This is a genomic window from Neopoerus faecalis (assembly GCF_029218125.1).
In the GTDB taxonomy this organism is placed as follows: domain Bacteria; phylum Bacillota; class Clostridia; order Oscillospirales; family Oscillospiraceae; genus Oscillibacter; species Oscillibacter faecalis_A.
Genome location: NZ_JARFXX010000018.1, coordinates 1 through 19277, shown reverse-complemented (window position 1 = coordinate 19277; position 19277 = coordinate 1). Strand labels below are relative to the sequence as shown.

At 55.2% G+C, this 19277-nt stretch carries 14 protein-coding genes, 1 rRNA gene and 1 pseudogene; 9 read left to right on the top strand and 7 right to left on the bottom strand.

Features of this window, described 5'->3' with window-relative positions; all coding sequences use genetic code 11:
- Nucleotides 1-87, top strand: a 5S ribosomal RNA gene (gene rrf / locus PY311_RS12760); the annotation flags it as partial.
- A 389-nt stretch (nucleotides 88-476) separates the two neighbouring features.
- Here rrf and PY311_RS12395 read toward each other — a convergent pair.
- Together PY311_RS12395 and PY311_RS12390 are read right to left on the bottom strand one after the other, a co-directional pair.
- On the bottom strand, nucleotides 477-842 hold the full coding sequence (locus PY311_RS12395) for a tyrosine-type recombinase/integrase (protein WP_286149012.1): 366 nt from the start codon (nucleotides 840-842) through the stop codon (nucleotides 477-479).
- Entirely contained in the window at nucleotides 839-1420 is a 582-nt protein-coding gene (locus PY311_RS12390; RefSeq protein WP_286149011.1) for a tyrosine-type recombinase/integrase, read from the bottom strand. Before PY311_RS12390 ends, PY311_RS12395 begins: the two co-directional genes overlap by 4 nt.
- A 287-nt stretch (nucleotides 1421-1707) precedes the next feature.
- Here PY311_RS12390 and PY311_RS12385 point away from each other — a divergent pair, with 287 nt between their 5' ends.
- The 3 genes and pseudogenes from PY311_RS12385 to PY311_RS12375 form a co-directional block, all read left to right on the top strand.
- Nucleotides 1708-2313, top strand: coding sequence for an FtsX-like permease family protein (locus tag PY311_RS12385; RefSeq protein WP_286149010.1), 606 nt, complete (start codon nucleotides 1708-1710; stop codon nucleotides 2311-2313).
- A 117-nt stretch (nucleotides 2314-2430) separates the two neighbouring features.
- Complete coding sequence (locus PY311_RS12380; protein WP_286149009.1) at nucleotides 2431-3075, top strand: TetR/AcrR family transcriptional regulator; 645 nt, start codon at nucleotides 2431-2433, stop codon at nucleotides 3073-3075.
- An 84-nt stretch (nucleotides 3076-3159) separates the two neighbouring features.
- A pseudogene (locus PY311_RS12375) lies at nucleotides 3160-3804 on the top strand (flavodoxin family protein); the annotation flags it as partial.
- Nucleotides 3805-3825: 21 nt separating this feature from the next.
- On the opposite strand, the gene PY311_RS12370 reads toward PY311_RS12375, so the two are convergent.
- The 3 genes from PY311_RS12370 to PY311_RS12360 all read right to left on the bottom strand — a co-directional run bounded on the left by PY311_RS12370 (nucleotide 3826) and on the right by PY311_RS12360 (nucleotide 7320).
- On the bottom strand, nucleotides 3826-5328 hold the full coding sequence (locus PY311_RS12370; RefSeq protein WP_286149008.1) for an ABC transporter permease subunit: 1503 nt from the start codon (nucleotides 5326-5328) through the stop codon (nucleotides 3826-3828).
- Nucleotides 5329-5422: 94 nt separating this feature from the next.
- Nucleotides 5423-6205 carry an ABC transporter ATP-binding protein gene (locus PY311_RS12365; protein WP_286149007.1) on the bottom strand — a complete coding sequence of 261 codons (783 nt, stop codon included), beginning with the start codon at nucleotides 6203-6205 and terminating at the stop codon, nucleotides 5423-5425.
- Nucleotides 6193-7320: an extracellular solute-binding protein gene (locus tag PY311_RS12360; protein ID WP_286149006.1), complete on the bottom strand. Its 1128-nt coding sequence runs from the start codon at nucleotides 7318-7320 to the stop codon at nucleotides 6193-6195. The genes PY311_RS12365 and PY311_RS12360 overlap by 13 nt, the downstream gene beginning before the upstream one ends.
- Before the next feature lie 476 nt (nucleotides 7321-7796).
- Between PY311_RS12360 and PY311_RS12355 the strand changes: the two genes are divergently transcribed.
- On the top strand, nucleotides 7797-8213 hold the full coding sequence (locus tag PY311_RS12355) for a hypothetical protein (protein ID WP_286149005.1): 417 nt from the start codon (nucleotides 7797-7799) through the stop codon (nucleotides 8211-8213).
- Nucleotides 8214-8333: 120 nt separating this feature from the next.
- Here the strand turns inward: PY311_RS12355 and PY311_RS12345 are convergent, their stop codons facing one another.
- Entirely contained in the window at nucleotides 8334-11750 is a 3417-nt protein-coding gene (locus tag PY311_RS12345) for a pyruvate carboxylase (protein WP_286149004.1), read from the bottom strand.
- 680 nt (nucleotides 11751-12430) lie between these two features.
- Between PY311_RS12345 and PY311_RS12340 the strand changes: the two genes are divergently transcribed.
- The 3 genes from PY311_RS12340 to phnE are packed head-to-tail and all read left to right on the top strand — an operon-like array spanning nucleotide 12431 to nucleotide 15840.
- Nucleotides 12431-13495 carry a phosphate/phosphite/phosphonate ABC transporter substrate-binding protein gene (locus PY311_RS12340; RefSeq protein WP_286149003.1) on the top strand — a complete coding sequence of 355 codons (1065 nt, stop codon included), beginning with the start codon at nucleotides 12431-12433 and terminating at the stop codon, nucleotides 13493-13495.
- Between the two features lie 60 nt (nucleotides 13496-13555).
- Nucleotides 13556-14308: a phosphonate ABC transporter ATP-binding protein gene (locus tag PY311_RS12335; RefSeq protein WP_286149002.1), complete on the top strand. Its 753-nt coding sequence runs from the start codon at nucleotides 13556-13558 to the stop codon at nucleotides 14306-14308.
- Nucleotides 14305-15840, top strand: coding sequence for a phosphonate ABC transporter, permease protein PhnE (phnE, locus tag PY311_RS12330; RefSeq protein ID WP_286149001.1), 1536 nt, complete (start codon nucleotides 14305-14307; stop codon nucleotides 15838-15840). The genes PY311_RS12335 and phnE overlap by 4 nt, the downstream gene beginning before the upstream one ends.
- Nucleotides 15841-16349: 509 nt before the next feature.
- Here the strand turns inward: phnE and PY311_RS12325 are convergent.
- Nucleotides 16350-17477 carry a M20/M25/M40 family metallo-hydrolase gene (locus PY311_RS12325; protein WP_286149000.1) on the bottom strand — a complete coding sequence of 376 codons (1128 nt, stop codon included), beginning with the start codon at nucleotides 17475-17477 and terminating at the stop codon, nucleotides 16350-16352.
- Between the two features lie 588 nt (nucleotides 17478-18065).
- Here PY311_RS12325 and PY311_RS12320 point away from each other — a divergent pair.
- Nucleotides 18066-18902, top strand: a complete 837-nt coding sequence (locus PY311_RS12320) for a hypothetical protein (protein ID WP_286148999.1) — start codon at nucleotides 18066-18068, stop codon at nucleotides 18900-18902.
- The last annotated feature ends 375 nt before the right edge of the window (nucleotides 18903-19277 follow it).

Here is a 19277-nt window from a genome sequence, read left to right as displayed (position 1 = left end):
CGTTCCCATTCCGAACACGGTAGTTAAGCTCATTTCTGTCGACAATACTTGGCTGGCAACGGCCCGGAAAGATAGATAGCGCCAACACATTTCCCCGCAGAGTTTTCGCTCTGCGGGGAGTTTTTTTGTGCTCAGGCTTAGTGAAAATTGGATATATGCAGAAGACTGTCTACAGAAAGGTATGCTTGCACTCAGTGCGAGTTGTAAGTCGATATATGAGGATGAGAAACAAGGCATTACCAGATGGCACATAGAAAATGTGGAAGCAGAACGGAAACTATTAGGTTGTTAGTTCCGTTTTTACCATCTTGGTTGCTGATTAGAAAAGACGAGAGGTAAAAGCGTCCGAATGGAAGCTGCCTGACCAATAAACCCCTTGAGCTATAAGGCTTTAGGGGTTCTTTTCTGTCATCGAGAGCAAATTTAACCTTATTTTCAGCCTTACCAGGTCCTGAGGTTTCTGTAGCACAGGAACTTCAGGGTCTGCTTTGTACCTTCGCTTTATCCCATGGAAACTGTTTTTCTATATGGGCTGCACTGACTTCTGTCATCTGCATTATAACATGGCCGTAAACATCCTGTGTAAAGGTGGCTGTGGCTTGACCTAAATTCCCCTGTACGGTCTTAATATCGTCCCCGGAGCGAAGCGTCGCCACAGTGTAGCCATGTCTCAGGTCATAAAAACGCGCATCCGGTCTGCCAATGGATGCAGTAGCTCTCTTAAATGCTCTATATAGGGTCGGCTTTGTGATGTGGTTTCCGGTTGCGTCTGTAAATACAAGTCCACTCTGCTGCCTCAGTGGGCAGCAAGAAGCCGTTCCTTTGTCTGCTCCACTTTTCAATGCTTCAGCCGTTCCATAACAAAGGGGGCCGCCGTAATAATTGTCCGGGCCTTGCTGTTTTTCGTAGAAACAAGCTGGTATGCTTTCATGTCCTTATCCTGATGAAGCTGCATCTGCTTATTGATCGTCAGAACACCGTTATCAAAATCCACACAATCCCATGTCAGCTCGAGAATCTCACCCTCACAAACTCCTGTAAACAGAGTGACAACAAAGAGGGTTTCAAAGCGGTTCCCGTGAACTTCTTTTATAAAAGGCGAAATCTGTGCATCATTACAAGGTGCAACCTTTGCCTTTTCAACACGTGGAAGAATGCAGGTATCCGCCGGATTAAACCGGATATATCCAATCAGAACAGCCTGCTGCAATGCTTTATGAAGAACTCTATGGACATTTTTGATTGTCTTGGGGGAAAACCCCTTTGGATGCTTTCCAGAAGGCCTCAGAAGATTGATGTAAGCTCCCTGTATCGTTGGAGCATCCAGCATATCTAAGCGGATCGCTCTCAGCAATGGTTTGATGTGGAGCCGAATGTCGGACTTATAAATATCAAGTGTGCGGGGCTTGATATTCAGCAATCAGTATCCATCCAAGTATCTAACCACTGCCCAAGCGTCTGCTTATTGGGCTCTATATAAGAGCCGCAGTCGATCTGTGGTAATGACTTTTAGTTTTTCTGCGACCACTTTCTGCGTCTTTCCTGATATGGAACGTTGAATCTGCTTTCCTGTACCGGGGTCATACCCAACTGTATACCTAACCTGCCAGTAAGTATATTCTTTACCATTTTGATATTCCCCTTCATGTTAAGGCCCGGCTGGACACATTCCCGGCAGGGAGCATCACTTCTGATGGGACCGAGGACATGGCGGCCCTTGGGCTGGTAGCGGACGATGCCTTTGCGGCCCGTCTGGCAGATATGGACTTGGTTTCCAAAAGTCTCCGCCTCCGCTTTGATTTAGATGGGACAGACGCGGAGAAGCTGAATTGCGCGGAAGCGCTTTTGGCCGTTTCCGATGGGGCGTTCAGTGTCAGGAGCCATCAGGACATGGCGGTGGAATTTTATACCATGTACGGCGGCTTCCTGTTTTTGGGAATTTTCTTGGGCCTGCCGTTCCTGCTGGCCACCGTGCTCATCATTTACTATAAGCAGGTGTCCGAGGGCTATGAGGACCAGCGGCGCTACCAAATCATGCAGCAGGTAGGCATGAGCCCCGGAGAGGTGGCCCTGTCCATCCGGGGGCAGATTCTGCTGGTGTTTTTCCTGCCGCTGCTGACAGCGGGACTTCATATCTTAGTGGCATTTCCCATGATCTGCCGTATTTTGGAGCTGTTCAGCCTGTATGACACGCGGCTGCTTGCCCTCTGCGGCGGGGACCCTCATGGCCTTTGCCGCTGTGTATGCCATGGTGTACGGTCTGACGGCCCGCATCTACGAGCGTATTGTGGGCGGCATCGGGTAAGCCGCTGAACGCATGACCTGCACGAACAGGATTTTGCCGCAAATTTTCAGATGCCTCTTGACAAGTAATCGATCGGTAGCTAAACTATAAGTTACCGATTGGTTACTTTTTTTTGGGGGGGGGACATGATAGCAGTGGAGACAAAAGAGAGGATTCTGGAAACGGCGCTGGAATTGTTCGCGCAGAACGGCTATCTCGGAACATCCATGAGCATGATCGCGGAGCGGTTGGGAATCACAAAGGCCGCGTTATATAAGCACTACACCGGTAAGCAGGAAATTTTAGACCGAATTGTGGAACGGATGAACGAGCTGGATCGTGAGCGGGCCGCGCAATACCAAATGCCGCAGGCAGAGACAGCGCAGTTTGCAGAGGCGTATTTAAGTGCGCCTGCCGAAAGGATTTTGGCCTACAGCACGGCGCAGTTCAACCATTGGACACAGGAGCCCTTTCCCGCAGATTTTCGCAAAATGCTGACGCTGGAGCAGTACCGGGACCCGGCCCTTGCGCGGCTTTATCAGAAGTATCTTGCAGCCGGACCCCTTGATTATATGGCGGCGATTTTCCGGAAATTGACAGGGGATGATAAGGCCGGTATGCAGCTGGCCTTGGAGTTTTATGGGCCGATCTACCTGCTCTACAGCATCTATGACGGTGCGGAGGACAAAGCTCCCGTGTCGGCCTTGCTGAATACACACATTGACCGGTTTATCGCTCAGGTTGAAGCCAGCTATCGAAAGAAGCCGGAAATCAAAGAAACGCACCGGTGAAGACCGGTGCGAAAAGGGGGAAAGGGTATGAATATCACCGTCATTTATGCCACTGGCAGGAGGGCGTAGTCCAGTACATACAATCTCGCCCGGCTGCTGATCTGTGAGCTTTTGGACAACGGGCGGCTCTTTGAATTTCAGCTTCCAAAGGATATGCCCCATATCTGTATGGGGTGCTATGCCTGCATCAGGGGACAGGAGCAGAAATGCGGCGGCTCTGCCGCGCTTGCCCCGATTCTTGCCGCTATGGAGCAGTCCGAATTGCTCATTTTCTGTGCACCGACGTATGTGTTCCACGTTCCGGGGCAGATGAAAACGCTGCTGGACCACTTCGCTTACCGATGGATGGTCCACCGCCCGGACCTGTCCTTTATGAAAAAGCAGGCGGTCATCATCAACACAGCCGCAGGCGGCGGCACACGCTCAACGACCCGCGAGCTCAAGGACAGCACCGATTACTGGGGGATTGCCCGGACCCATATTCTCTCCCAGAAGGTGTGGAATTACGATTGGACGAACCTGCCCGCGTCCTTCCGCACATCGGCGGAAGCCAAGGTCCGGCGAACGGCCCGGCGTGTCCGGCGGTGTGCGGCGAATTTGACCCCATCTTTCAAGGTAAAATGCCTGTTTACGCTCTATCAATTCCTGCATAGAAAGCAGAGAATGTCCGCAGTGGACGATGCCTATTGGCAGGAGCAGGGGTATACCACGGGAAAGCCGTGGCAGTAGGCGGCAGGAAAGGGAAGTCCCTTACTGCGCGGCACGGGCCGGTGTACACAGGAGGCGCTTGAGTAAAAATACGATTCCGCGTACCAGAAGATTGATGGTAAGGATAAAAAAGGACAAAACGGCTGCCCCCTCCGGGTTGATCTGGTCACTGTACTGCGTGACCAGCATGGAAAGCGGGCGGGTCTGGGCGGTGGCCAGAAACGATACCGCCGAGATCGTGACCATGGCATTTAAAAAGAAATAAGAAAACATATCCAGCAGCGTTTCGGCACACTGGGGCAGAAATACGTTTGCAAACAGGCAGAAAGGAGGGACTCCGAGCACCCGGCCGGTGCCCTCCAGATTGGCATTCAGCTTGCCGAAGGTCTGATAGAGCATCAGGTAGGGCGTTGTGAAGAAATGGATGATGCTGGAGAAGATCAGGATTCCCATGGTCTCATAAAGCGCAGTCCGCTTGAAGGCCAGCACATAGGCAAGGCCCAGCACCAAGCCGGGAATCGACAGCGTCAGAGTGGAAAGCAAATGGACCGATCTTGCAAGGCTGCCCCGGTGTCTTGCCGCGGCATACGCCGCAAAGGCTGCAATCACTGTCCCGCCCAGCGCGGTGCCTGCGGAGAGCAGCAGGGAGTTCTTTAACCCCAGTACGCCCCGGGCATTCAGGCAGTCCCGGATGTGCCGCAATGTCAGTTCCATGTGCAGCGGATAATCCTCTAACAGCATGGTGAAAAGAAAGGCTAAAATAGGCAGGACAAATAGAAGTCCGATGACACAGCACAGGCAGAAGGCGGCTATGTCGGCCACCGGGCGGTGCGGGACGAAAAATTCCCGGCGCGTTGTGCCGGAGGCGCTTTGTCTGCGCCCGGAATCAAAGAGAAAGGCCAGCAGGGCCGGAATTAGCAGGCAGACGCCGATGATACAGCCCTTGCCGAATTGCTGCTGCCCGGCAACGCTGGCATATAGAACCGTAGCCAGCGTTTTCACCTTGCCGCCCACGGCCAGCGGGATGCCGTAATCCGTGACCGCCATGGAAAAGACCAGAAAGGCGGCGGCAATGCTCTCCCGCCGGAGATGTCCCAGCGTGAGACTGGCAAAGCGGCTGCGTGCAGGCACGCCCAGCACCATAGCCGCCTCATGGGGGGTATAATCCTCATACCGCAAAATGTTGCAAAGAAGCAAAAAGGCCACCGGGGCCGTGTATAGGACCTGCCCTAAAACAATGCCGTGGAGGCCGTAGATACTGCCGGAGAGATGCAGGAGCCGGGTCAAAAAGCCGTTGGCCCCCAGCAGCAGTACCAGCCCTGTACCCAGCGAGACCGAGGGGACCAGCATGGGAAGAATGAACACCACCTGCCAGACAGCCCCGCCCGCATGGGTCCTGCATACCAAAAGCGCCATTAAGAGCGCCAACAGCATGGAAAAGACCGTTGTGAAAGAAGCGGAGACAAGGGAAGAACAAAGCGCCTTACGGAAAACAGGGGAGGAAAACACCTCCATAGCGCTCTGATAGGTGATCGAGGAAAACATGCGCCCCACCGGCCAGACTACAAAGCAGGCGAAAAAGAGCAGCAGCAAGCAAGCGGAATTTCTGACAAAAGCAGATTTGTTCTCCATTTTGTCACTATTCCTCCGCCATATTGGTATACTGCTGTAAATCCCGCAGCCGGCGCAGCAGATTTTGCCCCACGAATTGTTCTACATAGCTGTCCGCCGGGTGATGCAGCAGGTTTTCCGGTGTGTCTAACTGATGAATACGGCCCTGCTCCAAAACCATAATGCGGTCGGAGAGGGCAAATGCCTCCTCCTGGTCATGGGTAACATAGAGGATGGTGGAGTCAAAGCTGTGCTGCAGCTTTTTGATCTCGTCCCGCAGTGTCAGGCGGTTTTCCGCGTCCAGCGCGGCCATGGGCTCGTCAAAGAGAATGACGTCCGGCTTCATGACCAGCGTCCGGGCAATGGCCGTTCTCTGCTGCTGCCCACCGGAGAGCTGCGCGGGATACTTGTCCAGCGCGTCCCCCATGCCGACCCGCTCCAAAATGTCCTTGGCCATGGCGGCTTCCTTTCCGCGGAAAGCAGCGTGAAAACGCAGTGCGTAAGCAACGTTTTTCAGCACGGTCATGTTCTCAAACAGCGCGTAGTTCTGAAACACGATGCCGATTTTCCGTTGGTCCGGCGGCAGGTGGGTGATGTCCTGCCCGTCCTTGAGAATCGTGCCGCTGTCAGGGGAGACGAGACCGGTCAAAATTCGCAGCAGCGTGGTCTTTCCGCAGCCGGAGGGGCCCAGGATGGAGAGGAACTCTCCATCCCGGACGGTAAAGCTGATGTCCTGTAGAATCGGCTGGCCGCTGTACGCCTTGCTGCAATGAAGAACGCAGAGCTTGCTGTCGGGGTTTAATGCTCCCATTTTGCCAGCAGAGCCTCTTTCACATCCGGCGTATTGTTGGACATATCGGCGTAGGGAATATCCGTGGGGTAATTTTCAACGCTGTTGACCTGATCCACCTTTACCTTTTCGGGCAGATAGGTGCTCAGGTAATCGTCGATCACATCACTGTAGAAATACGTGACAACGTCGATCACCGGCTGCCGGGTCTCGTGACCGGCGATGATGGACAATCCGGCAGGGGTATAGGGCGCGCCCTCTTTGAAGAACAGGATGTCCAGATCGGCCCCCTCGTTGATCAGGTCCACGGCCTTGAAGGTCAGGCTCAGGGCGATGGCACATTCCCCGGCCACTGCGTCTTTCACCGGTGCGGAGCCGCCGCCGGTATATTGCAGGATATTTTCATCCAGCTTGTCGAAGTAGGCCAGAGCTTCCTCCTCGCCCCATGCGTTGGCAAGGCTTTTCAGGAAAAGATAGCCGGTGGAGGACTGGGTGGGGTCCGGCATTTCGATCAGTCCGCGGTACTCGTCGGCTAAAAGATCGTCATAGCTCTGGGGAATAGGCAGGCCCTTTTCCTCCAACAGGTCGGGACGGACAATGACAGAGCCGCTGTAGCGGTCCACAGGCATATACTTGTTGTCCGGGGAGCGCATATCCTCTACAAACTGGTCAGGGTCAATGAAATCGATCACCGCCAGATTGTCGCTGAGGCTTTCCAGATAGCCGTATTCGCAGTCAAAAATAATATCGCAGGAGGTGTCGGCGCCCTCGGCTTTCAGCTTGGCCGCCAGATCGCCGGAATGGTAGTATTCCAGAGAGATGTCATACTGGGGGAACTGCTCGTCCAACCGCTGCTGCATATATTCAATGAGATAGTCCTCGGTGGGGGTGTAGATCACAACCTTTTCGCGGTCGGCCCCATCGGCTGCCGGGGAATCGGGCGTCTCCTGCTTGGAGCCGCAGGCGGTCAGCCCCAGCACCATGGCTGCGGCGAGACCCAACGCTCCCAGCCGCTTGAAGCGGTGCTCTGTGCGGGAGGTGTGCAGGGATGGTGTGTCGGCAATGGTGAGAGACTTATTCTCCATACCGACACCTTTGCCGCTATGCTTCGCGGCAATGCTGAATGCGTTTTTCATTGTCATTCTCCTTTTTCTGCATTCGTTTTTTATAGCGGTGGAAGGTGGTGTCCCCGATCCGCCGCCGCAAACGCGCCCAAGCGCGCTGCAAACAATAAAAAAAGAATATGCATAACTGCATATTCGTAGGTCAAACCGTTTATTTCCCTACGTTGGCATTACCCAAATCAGGTCGCGGGTCCCGGCAAAGGCAGCCGTATCTCAGCCTGCTGACGCAGGCACCCCGTTGTTGTGGATTTATTAAAGCATATCTGACGAAAAAATGCAATCCCTGTTTTATAAAGTAAACGGTTTGGTGTTGGTACGATTTCGTTTGTCGGGTGCAGAAAGCAGGATTTTGTTGGATCGATATAATTAAACAAAAACAAATTTTTGTTCAATTATGAGTGGAGGGACATATAAATACAAGATTTGGTGCTGGATTTGTAATAATTTTTTTAATTGGTCGAATATAGCCGAAGCCACTGTTGGAAGTCATGAATGGCATCCGAATCACCAGTCTGTTCCTGATGGGGTTGGGCGGTGTCCAGATTCTCCGCTATATGCTCAACGGCGCAGGGGACTCTATGTATGCCCTGATGAACGGTATCGTGGAGGTGATTGCGCGGGTAGCCTTTGCCATTGGCCTGACAGCGATTCCTCTCATTGGGATGTGGGGCATTTGGCTGACAACGGGCCTGACATGGACGGTCACGGCGCTTTTTGCCTTGGTGCGCTATAAACACGGTGCGTGGATGTCTAAGAAGCTGGTTAGGGCAGTGAAGGTTCCCCTACGGCAAAAGGAAGCGGATACGCGCTATAGAGCGCGTATCCGCTTCCTTTTCTGTGGCCCTGCGGGGCAACGTATTTCAGCTATTCAAGAATGTCATTACCAATATGCGGCCTTACTGTGACCCGCCCTATGCCCAAACCGAGGACTGCTATCAGGTGGAATTTTCAAAGGAGGACTACCAGCGGCTCCATAATGTCCTGCTGACTTGTCAGGGCAAGGCGATACTTCTCTTGAAAGGACATTATTTGATGGTCAGCAGCAGCTGGCCGCCCTTGACGGTGTCACCCTCCTTGACCTCCACGGTGTCCACCGTGCCGTCCATCCGGGCGGTAATGGCGGTCTCCATCTTCATGGCTTCGATGGTGACCAGCGTCTGGTTCTTTTCCACCCGGTCACCGGCCTTTACGGCGATCTTACTCACCGCGCCGGGGATGGACGCGCCTACCTGACTCTTATCCTCCGGATCGGCCATGGGGACTTTGACGATATTCTTCTGCGCAGCCTCGTCCGGCACCTGCACTTCCCGGCGGATGCCGTTGAGTTCAAAGATAACGGTGCGCATCCCGTCCTTATCTATATCGCCAAGGCCCAGATACTTGATGACCAACGTTTTACCGTCGGCAATATTGACCTTATTGGTCTCACCCACAGCCAACCCATGGAAGAACACATGGCTGCCCAGCCGCATGATGTAGCCGTATTCTTTCTGTTGCTTGACGAACGCCTCCACTACCTTGGGATAGAGGCAATAACTCAGCACGGCACGCCGGCTGGGATCGGGGTCGAACGCCTGCATCTCTTTTTTCTTGGCGTCAAAATCCACCGGGGGAAGCAGTTGGCCGGGACGGCAGGTGATGGGCTGCTTTCCCTTAAGGACTACCTTTTGCAGCTCCTTTGGAAAACCGCAGGCCGGCTGTCCCATCATGCCGGAGAAGTAGCTGACAACGCTGTCGGGGAAAGCGAGGCCCTCGCCCTTTTCCACGATGGTCTCCGGAGTCAGATCGTTCTGGGTCATGAAGATGGCCAAATCGCCCACCATTTTGCTGGAGGGGGTCACCTTTACAATGTCGCCCAGCATTTGGTTGACCAACCGGTAGTTTTCCTTGACCTCTGTGAAACGGCTGCCGAGACCCAGTGACTCTACCTGCGGCTTGAGGTTGGTATACTGGCCGCCGGGAATCTCATAGCGGTAGATGTCTGCGTTGTTGCACTGAAGGCCGCCTTCGAAGGAGTCATAGCGCTTGCGCACATCCTCCCAGTAGTTCGTGAGGAACTGCAAACGCTCCAAATCCAGTCCAGTGTCCCGTTCAGTGCCCTGCAGGGCCGCCGCCACAGCGTTCATAGAGGGCTGGCTGGTCATGCCGGCCATGGAGCTGATTGCCAGATCTACCACATCTACTCCGGCCTCCGCTGCCAGCAGGCAGGCAGCTACCTGGTTGCCGGAGGTGTCATGCGTGTGGAGCTGGATGGGAATGCCGATTTCCTGCTTGAGGGTGGAGACCAGCTTTTTAGCGGCATAGGGCTTGAGGATGCCGGACATATCTTTGATGCAGAGCATATGGGCGCCCCGGTGCTCCAGCTCCTTGGCCATTTTCACATAGTAATTCAGGGTGTATTTGTCCCGCTTGGGATCCAGAATGTCGCCGGTGTAGCAAATGGCGGCCTGACAGATCTTATCCTGCTTGAGCACCTCGTCCATGGCAACCTCCATGCCGGGCAGCCAGTTCAGAGAGTCGAATACGCGGAACACATCAATGCCGGAGCGGGCAGCTTCCTTGATGAACTCCCGGATCACGTTATCGGGATAGTTGGTATAGCCCACGGCGTTAGCGCCCCGCAGCAGCATCTGCAGCAGCAGGTTGGGCGCTTTTTGGCGGATGAGGTCCAGCCGCTCCCAGGGGGACTCATGAAGGAAGCGGTAAGCGACGTCGAAGGTGGCGCCGCCCCAGCACTCCAGAGAGAAGGCGTCGGACAGAATCTCACTGGTGCCGTCCATGCCTTTGACGATGTCCCGGGTACGGACGCGGGTGGCCAGCAGGGACTGGTGGGCATCGCGGCAGGTGGTGTCAGTGATAAGCAGCTTCTTCTGAGCCAGCACCCAGTCCGCTACCGCTTTGGGGCCCTTGGCGTCCAGCAACTGCTTCAGACCGTCTGGACGGTTGCCGGTCACCGGCGGGAACCGGGGCGCATCGTAGAACTTATGACCGTCCCGCTCCTTTACCACGATATTGCCGATATACTTGAGCATCTTGGTGGCCCGATCCTGACTCTCACCCAACTGGAACAGCTCCGGTGTCTCGTCGATAAACTTTGTATGGCAGCCGCCGGCGATAAAAGTGGGATTTTTCAGGATATTGGTGATGAATGCGATGTTGGTCTTAACGCCCCGGACATGCACCTCGTTGATGGCACGGGCGGCCTTCCGGCAGACGCCGGCGAAGGTGTTGTCCCAAGTGGTGACCTTTACCAGCAGAGAATCATAATAGGGGGAAATCACCGCGCCGGTGTAGGCATTGCCGCCGTCCAGACGAATACCGAAACCGCCGGAGGAGCGGTAAGAGGTGATCTTTCCGGTGTCCGGCGCGAAGTTGTTGGCCGGGTCCTCGGTGGTAATGCGGCACTGGATGGCGTAGCCGTTTTGATGGATGTCCTCTTGGGAGGTGATGCCGATCTCCGGGTCGCTGAGAGGCTTGCCCTCGGCAATGAGAATCTGAGAGCGTACCAGATCGATGCCCGTTACCACCTCCGTGACCGTGTGCTCTACCTGAATGCGGGGATTCATCTCGATAAAGTAATGGTGGCCGTCCTTGTCCACAAGGAATTCCAGCGTTCCGGCGTTGACATAGCCTACGTGCCGGGCAATCTTCACTGCGTCGTCACACAGCGCCTGCCGCACCTCCGGCGCGACGGAGAAAGCAGGGGTGAATTCCACTACTTTCTGATAGCGCCGCTGCAAAGAGCAATCACGCTCGTAAAGATGCACCACATTGCCGTATTCATCGCCCAGCACCTGAATCTCGATGTGCTTAGGCTCCACCAGAAATTTCTCCATGAAGATGTCGTCATTGCCGAAGGCCTTTTTTGCTTCAGCCTTCACCAGATCGAAATTTACGCCCACATCTTCCACGGTGTCGCAGCGGCGCATACCTCGCCCGCCGCCTCCTGCGGCGGCTTTCAAAATCACAGGGAAGCCGAACTCCACGGCCAGCTTCTGTGCCTCTGCCCGGTCTTTCAGCGGCTCTGCCGTGCCGGGGGTGGTGGGCACGCCGCACTCCAGTGCCATCTGCTTGGCCGAGAGCTTGTCGCCCATCATATCGAGAACCCTGGAACTGGGGCCGATGAACTGGATGCCTGCTGCCTCGCAGGCGCGGGCAAAGTCACCATTTTCGCTCAGAAAGCCGTAGCCGGGATGGATGGCATCTGCCCCATGCTTTTTGGCAAGGCGAATGATCCGGTCGATATTCAGATAGGCCCCCAGAGGGCTTTCATTCTCGCCAATGAGATAGGACTCATCCGCCGCTGTGCGGAACAGACTGTATGTATCTTCATTGGAGTAGATCGCTACGGTCTGCAGCCCCAGATCGTGGCAGGCCCGGAAGATCCGCATGGCGATCTCGCCCCGGTTTGCCACCAGGACCTTTTTGAACGTTCTTTCCATATTGTCTCCTCCTGATCAAATGTTCCTCAGCGTTTTAATTTTCCCCAGTATACGCCCCTATATCTGCGAACTGCAACGGTTTTCTTGCCCGCTTTTTTATTTTTAGAAAAACGAACATGATTTACGTAATGTTACTTATTTTCCTTGTTTATTCCACCAACACCATTGTCTTTCTGCTGTGGATATTTTCATAAAAGGCGCCCAAGGTGAATGATCAATAAAGCCCGCCAAATTTTCATTCGGCACATAGAAAGGAATTGTCCGGATGCACCGTTAAAATACAAACATTTGATAACGAAAAACTGTTGCACCGTGTAGGAAAAGTAAAAATGCTGATAAACTCCAACGAATACCTGAATATCGTCGAATCGATAAAGGAATGGGAGGCGCTTGCAAATTCTGCTTGAATTTTGGGGAAAGCTGTGGTATGGTAAACATCGGTTACGGAATGCGGTGCAAAGGGGAGCGCCTTGGCGCCGCGCTCAGATTGATGACGAAACCAGATTGCGAGGGAGCCCGTGTTCCGGGTTGAGAGGATTCCAGTGAGAATCGACCGTCCCATGTCTTCCCCTGATTCGCGGGAGGACTGTCAGCATCTGCTTGAAGTCGCTTCGGTATGTGCTGCAAGGCACATACCTTTTTTGCGCTTCGGGCGGAAAATCAAATCTGGAGGTATCCTTATGAAAAAGTTCCTTGCAACGCTTTTTTCCCTTGCGCTATGTCTCGGCGTCGCCACTGGCTGCGCCGGAAAGGAGACGCCGGCGGCCAATTCCGGTAAAGATGTGGCGGAGACCGGTGTCAAAGAAATTCCCTCTTTGAAGATTGCCTTTTCCCCCTACGCTGACGCGGACCAGATCACCACGGCCACGGAGCCGCTGGAGCAGCTCCTGCAGGCAAAGCTGCTGGAAAAGGGCTATGATGTCAAGGAGATCGACATGACCGTCGGCACCAGCTACACCGCCGTGGGCGAAGCCCTCAGCGCCGGCAGCGCCGACATCGGCTTTATTTCCGGCGGCAACTATGTGCTGTTTTCCGATGACTGCGATGTGCTGCTCACTGCGCTGCGCTATGCCATCAACAAGGACTCCGATAATCCCGCCGATTGGAATGACGGTACCATTGAGGAAAACACGCAGGACATGAGCACGTATTATCGCTGCATCCTTTTAGCCGGCCCCAGCGAAAAGGGCCAGGCGCTGCTGGCCAAGGTCAACAACGGCGAGGAGCTGACATGGGATGACCTCAACAGCGCTACATGGTCCGTCCTCAGCCCCACCTCCGCCTCCGGCTACATCTATCCCTGCCTGTGGCTTCAGGAGCACTACGGCAAGGGCATCAGCGACCTTGACAACGTTGTGCAGTCCGATTCTCACACCACCTCCGTGGCGCGTCTGGCCTCCGGCCAGGTGGATGTGATGGTGTCCTACGGCCATATCCGCATCAAGAACGCCCCCAAGTGGGAGAGCGATTTCGGCGGCACCGCGCCCATGGTGGAGCAGACCGGCGTCATCGGCGTCACCGAGGGCATCTACAATGACATGATCGCCTATAGCAAAAGCTCCGACACCATGGCGGACGAGGATTTCCGCAAGGCGCTGGGCGAAGCGTTCATCGAGATCGCCGAGACCGACGAGGGCAAGGATATCATCAGCGTATTCAGTCAGGTGGGCTATACTTGGGGCAAGGACTCCGATTATGACGGAGAGCGCGCCGCGCAGGAGCTTCTGAAATCTCTGGAGGGCTGATCCCCTTATAAAAAATATGTGCCCCGCAGCTTCTTTGAGCTGCGGGGCTGAAAGGCTTTTATGCTGCTGGAAGTTCAACATATCCGCAAGGCGTTTCCAAATGGGACCCGCGCGCTGAATGATGTCAGCTTTTCCGTGGACGCGGGAGAGTTTGTATCGGTGATCGGTCCCTCCGGTGCCGGGAAAACAACCCTATTCCGTATTCTCAACGGCGCACTTTTGTGTGACGCCGGAGAAATTCTTGTTAGCGGCGTCCATTTTGAAGCCGCAGGCCGCCGACAGCGCCGCGCCATTCAGGCCACCATCGGCACGATCTATCAGGATTACGCGCTGGTGGAAAACGCCACCTGCCGCCAGAACGTGCTCAACGCCTGTCTGCCGGACATGGCCTTTCTCCCGGCAGTCTGCGGCCTGTTCGGAAAGGCCCGCATCGCCGCGGCAGACGCGCTGCTGGAGCGGGTAGGCCTGCTGGACAAGGTAGATGAGCCGGTGAAAAGCCTTTCCGGTGGACAGAAGCAGCGGGTCGCCATTGCCCGGGCGCTGATGCGCCGCCCTGCCCTGCTGCTGGCGGACGAGCCGGTGGCCTCGCTGGACCCTGTTACCGGGCGGCAGATTTTAACGCTTCTGCGGGACATTCAGCGGGATCAGCAGCTGACCATTCTCATGAACAGCCACAATTTAGAGCTGTCACAGGAGTTTTCCAACCGGCTCATTGGACTGAACGGCGGCGCCGTGGTGTTTGACGGTCCGGCCGACACCCCGGCCCGGGAGATTCTCCCGGCCGTGTACGGCGGACAGGAGGCACAGTCATGAGCCGCCCTGCCCGAAAGCGGCTTGTCTCCGTGCTGGTCTTCTGCCTGCTCTTTTTCACGGCGGCGCAGTTCACCGGCTGCTCCCCCGCCCTGTTCTGGGCCCGCCGGAGCCACCTGACGGACCTGCTCTCCGCTATGCTGCCGCCGGAATGGGGCTATGCTCCCCGCATCCTTGCGCCGTTGCTGGCCACGCTTCAGATGTCCGTCACCGGCACGGCGCTGGGCGCCTTTTTCGCGCTGCTTTTGGCTCCGTTTTGCACGGAGGCCCTCCACACCCCACGGTCCCTCCGGACGCTGCTTCGGCTGCTCATTCAGGTGCTTCGCTCCTTCCCTGCCCTCATTCTGGCTCTGCTGGCCACATTTTTGTTTGGGCTTGGCACCTTTTCCGGCACCGTGGCCATCACGGTTTACACCTTTGCTATCCTGACCCGGCTGACCTATGAGGACATCGAGACCGCCGACCTCACGGCATACCGCGCCCTGTGCGCCATGGGAGCCACATCGGCAAGGGCCTATTGGCGCGCCGTTGTCCCCGGCATCGCCCCCTCTTATTTTTCCAATGTCCTCTATCTGCTGGAAACCAACGTGCGGCACAGTTCCATTTTGGGCTATGTGGGTGCCGGCGGCATCGGCCTGCTGCTGAACGAAAAAATATCGTGGCTGGAATACGGCAAGGTGGGCATGATTTTGTTCTGCCTGTTCCTGACCGTTTGCGCCATTGAGGCCCTCAGCCGCTTCCTGTCGCAAATCATCCGGGAGGAACGGCGCCTGTCCGCCGTGCAGAAGCGGGTGCTTTGGCTGGCTGCCGCTCTGCTCGTTCTGCTGTGCACCCTGTCCCTCCAGCCACCGGACTTCTCCCACACCAGTCCCCAGACCGTGCGGGCCATGGTTTCCGGCCTGCTGCATCCCGACTGGGCCTTCTTTTTTGAGACAGATGCCAGCGGCCTTGGGTATCTGCTGCTGGAAACGGTTTGTATTGCGCTGGCAGGGACCTGCCTTGGTGTGGTACTGGCTGTTCCCCTGTCATTCCTCGGCACTGCCTGTCTTGTGCCGAAGCCCATCGCGCTGCTGTTCCGCGTGGCGGTCATGCTCATCCGCTCCGTTCCGTTTTTGATTTACGGCCTCATCTTCATCCGGGTCACAGGTCCCGGCGCGTTTACCGGCGTCCTTACGCTATGCGTTTGCAGCGTGGGCCTTTTGAGCAAGCGGTTCACCGAGGCCATTGAGGCGCTGGATTTCCGTGCCTATCACGCGCTGGAGGCCATGGGCGTCCCGCTGCTGCTGCGAATCCGCTATGCCGTGCTGCCTCAACTCCTCCCCGCCTTTGCCTCCGCCGTGCTGTACCGCTTCGATGTGAACATCCGGGAGGCGTCGGTCTTAGGGCTGGTAGGTGCCGGCGGCATCGGCGCGCCGTTGATCTTCGCCATGAACCACTACAACTGGCCGGAGGCGGGCGCTATCGCCTTGGGTCTCATCCTGCTGGTGTGGGTCATCGACCGCCTTTCCGCCGCTGTGCGCCGGGCAAATACATAACCGAAATAAAGCAAGAGGCAGAAGCCGATATGGCTTCTGCCTCAGCGTGTCGAAAAAGTTTTTTCGCCCCGCTGAGCAAGTTTTCAGAACTTTATAAAAGTTCTGAAAACTTAGGATTTTAATGGCGCAGGACACCCTTCTTGGGTTTCCCGCACACACCCTTCCTTACCGTTGCGGAAAATTTATCACTTTATCGACAGCCTCAGAGGCAGAAGCCGATATGGCTTCTGCCTCTCTATTTGCGCTCAGTTCATTTCCAGATTTTTCAGGTATCCTGCCATCATGGCGGCCACCTGTGCGCGCTTGGCCTGCGCGGCCGGGTCGATGTGCTCACTGCTCACACCTCGGACGAAATTTTATGAATAGCACGGAAAACGCGCTTCCACTTGGTAAAATCGCCAAGGTGCCGCATGCCACGGCATATTACCCTGCATTAGCAAAGCCTCACAGACAGGATTTCTAACCGGCAAAGAGTTTCAGAGTTCGTATTTCCTACCTGACAAGCACTGTCAGTCAGCAGTGCAGGTCTCACCATAGGCCGTAATCAGGGCGGCAATCAAATCGCCGGACTGAAAGAAGCTGTCCAGCTCCAACTGTTCCTCTTTCGTGTGGTTCTTGCTGTAGCCGGAAGCAACACCGATGGTTGTCAGGCCGCGGGCGTTGTAGATATTGGCATCCATACCGCCACCGCCGGCTTCAAACCGGGGCGTCAGGCCAATCTTGGCACAGGCCGCTTTCGCCACGGAGACCACCTCGTTGTCCTCCGCAATGCAGAAAGGCAGGAATGACTCCTTTTTAATGATCTTCACTTCGGCTCCGTTTTCCGCGGCGACTTTCTTGCAATGTTCCTCAAAATAGGCCACATAATCCAGAAGTGTCTTCGAATCCCGGCTCCGTGCCTCGCCTCTGAAAGAAGCAAAGTCACACACCACGTTGGGCACGCGGGTGCCGGTAGAGAGAATGGGGAAATTGGAGGTGGAGACCGGATCCAGTCTGCCCTGCTTTAATGTGGAAATCATGTCGCACATGATCTTGGCGGCATTGATGCCCTTTTCCGGCTCATTGCCCGCATGAGCCGGACGTCCAATGATCTCCGCACCCAACTCATAGCGGCCCGGAGCAGCGGTGATAAAGCGGCCGATGGTACCCGGAGAATCTACGATATAACCAATTCTGGACTTGAAAATAGCTGCGTCCGTTGCGGCGGCTCCACACAGGCCGGCTTCCTCGCCTACGGAAAAGTACAGCTCCAGCCGAGGCAGAGGCTTTTTAGCCTCCAAGGCCTGGCGCACACCTTCCAGAATGGCGCAGACGCCGGAAATGTCATCCGCTGCCAAAATCGTGCTCCCATCAGAATAAAGCACACCATCCTTTTCTACGGGATGGATGCCGAGCCCGTTGGGAACACGGTCCATGTGGGAGCTGAACATCAGGGAGCCGCCCAGCTCGCCCTCGCGGACTGCATACACATTGCCGCACTCACCGCCGAAGGTCTCTCCGGCCTGGTCCTGCGTCACAGTGAAGCCCAACTCAGTCAGCTTTGCTTTCAGCTTTTCCGCAATGGGGGTTTCCTTGCCGGAGGCACAATCTATGGTGACCAGCTCCAGAAATTCTTGATACATTCTTTCGTTTCTCATGAAGACACTTTCTTTCTGTTGTAAAATTTCCCTTTACAGCCTCAAAAACTTTTTGCCAAGAGGGTCAGTCCGGTCAGCACATAGAACTGCATTACCGCTTAGCCGAGAAGCATAGAGGGATGAACTGTATCTATACTAATATAAAATCCATGCTTTGCGCTGTCAAGGAAAATATCAATCGTGGGAATCTCTCGGGAAAATCGAGCCCCAAATACCCCTCACGGCAAAAAAATGACTCCTGCCCGGGCATCCGCCTACGGTCAGGAGTCATGCGTGAGACTTGGGCTCTATCATCAATGATTACCTCCGATTTCTTCAGTTTGTGAAGTTACTGATACATTGGACTCACCCTACTTTCTGTAGCTTTAAGATACCAGATTTGAGCCGCGTCCGCAATTCGCTTTTTGCATGAAATCAAGGCCGCGCTTCTATGGATTCCTCCGATTTTATTCGTCCAAATCGGATAGGAATTGACTGTAAAACCGACCTTTGCTATAATAATTATGTTATGAGTTTGGGCGGCGCCGACAGCGCCGCTCTTTTCTATGGGCTTTGTCCTGAAAATTTGAGCATTTGAGGTGAACACGGATGAAAAAGGAGCTTCTAAAAAAATTCACGTGGGTTACAGCGCTGGTACTGGCGGCGGCGCTTTCGATTTTCGCGCTGGCGCCCGTCATGACCCGGCCGGAAACCTATCAGGGCTCTCTTGCGGCACTTCAGGAAAAGCAGACCACCGTGCTGGAGCTGACAGCCGCCTCCACGGCGGCCTCGGCGGCCATCACGCTACTGCCGGGGGACATCGCAACGCCTGTGGCCGAAAAGCTGGCGGACCTCAGCGGGTACTTCCTCATCGTCCTGTGCGCCATCTTCTTAGAAAAATACCTGTTGACCATCACGGCCAGCGCAGCGTTCCATGTCCTGTTCCCGCTGGCGTGCCTGCTGGGGGCGGCATACGTGTGCAGCCAGAAACGGTTTTTCCGGGTCCTTGCGTGGCGGCTGGCCTGCTTTGCTCTGGCGCTGGTGCTGGTCATCCCCTCCGGCATCTATGCCTCCTCCATGATCGAGCAGACGTATCAGGCCTCCATCAGCGAAACGCTGGAGGACGCCAAGGAAAATGCTGCGGAAGTAGAGACCGACGCCACAACCGAGGCGGACACAGACCAGCAGAGCGGGCTTTCCGGCCTATTTTCCAAGGTCAAGGACAGCATCGGCAGCGCGGCCAGCGGCACACTGGAAAAATTCAAGCAGACGCTGAACGATCTCATTGAGGCGCTGGCCATTCTGCTGGTGACCTCCTGCCTGATTCCCATTCTGGTGATATTGCTGTTCCTGTGGCTGTTCAAGCTCATTATCGGCATTGACATTCCTCTGCCGGCGCTGAAGGCGGAGAAGCGGAACACGGAACAGACCAATCAAGAACAGTAGAATGCTTCATAGAAAAGGGCGGCGGCCTATCAGCGCTTGGAAGAGGCAAAACTACCGTAAAATATATGGACGAGAAGGTTGCTCACTATGAAGCCATCCTTGCCAGCCTTGCTCCCGACGATACCAACCCGAGAAACTGGACCGAAGAAAATCGGCCAAAGCACGAAAAGAGAAAATGAGTCCCGATCGGCAGCAAGTGACAGACACGCCGTGTTATTGCGCTAAAACGTCGGGTGGAACTGTGAATAGCCGGAAATAAAAAAACTCCCCGCAGAGCGAAAACTCTGCGGGGAAATGTGTTGGCGCTATCTATCTTTCCGGGCCGTTGCCAGCCAAGTATTGTCGACAGAAATGAGCTTAACTACCGTGTTCGGA

What these genes read in the sequence shown, in the direction of transcription:
- PY311_RS12385 (WP_286149010.1), top strand. Translation starts at nt 1,708, where the DNA reads ATGGCGGCCCTTGGGCTGGTAGCGGACGATGCCTTTGCGGCCCGTCTG.
- PY311_RS12380 (WP_286149009.1), top strand. Translation starts at nt 2,431, where the DNA reads ATGATAGCAGTGGAGACAAAAGAGAGGATTCTGGAAACGGCGCTGGAA.
- PY311_RS12370 (WP_286149008.1), bottom strand. Translation starts at nt 5,328, where the DNA reads ATGTTTTCCTCGATCACCTATCAGAGCGCTATGGAGGTGTTTTCCTCC.
- PY311_RS12365 (WP_286149007.1), bottom strand. Translation starts at nt 6,205, where the DNA reads ATGGGAGCATTAAACCCCGACAGCAAGCTCTGCGTTCTTCATTGCAGC.
- PY311_RS12360 (WP_286149006.1), bottom strand. Translation starts at nt 7,320, where the DNA reads ATGAAAAACGCATTCAGCATTGCCGCGAAGCATAGCGGCAAAGGTGTC.
- PY311_RS12355 (WP_286149005.1), top strand. Translation starts at nt 7,797, where the DNA reads ATGAATGGCATCCGAATCACCAGTCTGTTCCTGATGGGGTTGGGCGGT.
- PY311_RS12345 (WP_286149004.1), bottom strand. Translation starts at nt 11,750, where the DNA reads ATGGAAAGAACGTTCAAAAAGGTCCTGGTGGCAAACCGGGGCGAGATC.
- PY311_RS12340 (WP_286149003.1), top strand. Translation starts at nt 12,431, where the DNA reads ATGAAAAAGTTCCTTGCAACGCTTTTTTCCCTTGCGCTATGTCTCGGC.
- PY311_RS12335 (WP_286149002.1), top strand. Translation starts at nt 13,556, where the DNA reads ATGCTGCTGGAAGTTCAACATATCCGCAAGGCGTTTCCAAATGGGACC.
- phnE (WP_286149001.1), top strand. Translation starts at nt 14,305, where the DNA reads ATGAGCCGCCCTGCCCGAAAGCGGCTTGTCTCCGTGCTGGTCTTCTGC.
- PY311_RS12325 (WP_286149000.1), bottom strand. Translation starts at nt 17,477, where the DNA reads ATGAGAAACGAAAGAATGTATCAAGAATTTCTGGAGCTGGTCACCATA.
- PY311_RS12320 (WP_286148999.1), top strand. Translation starts at nt 18,066, where the DNA reads ATGAAAAAGGAGCTTCTAAAAAAATTCACGTGGGTTACAGCGCTGGTA.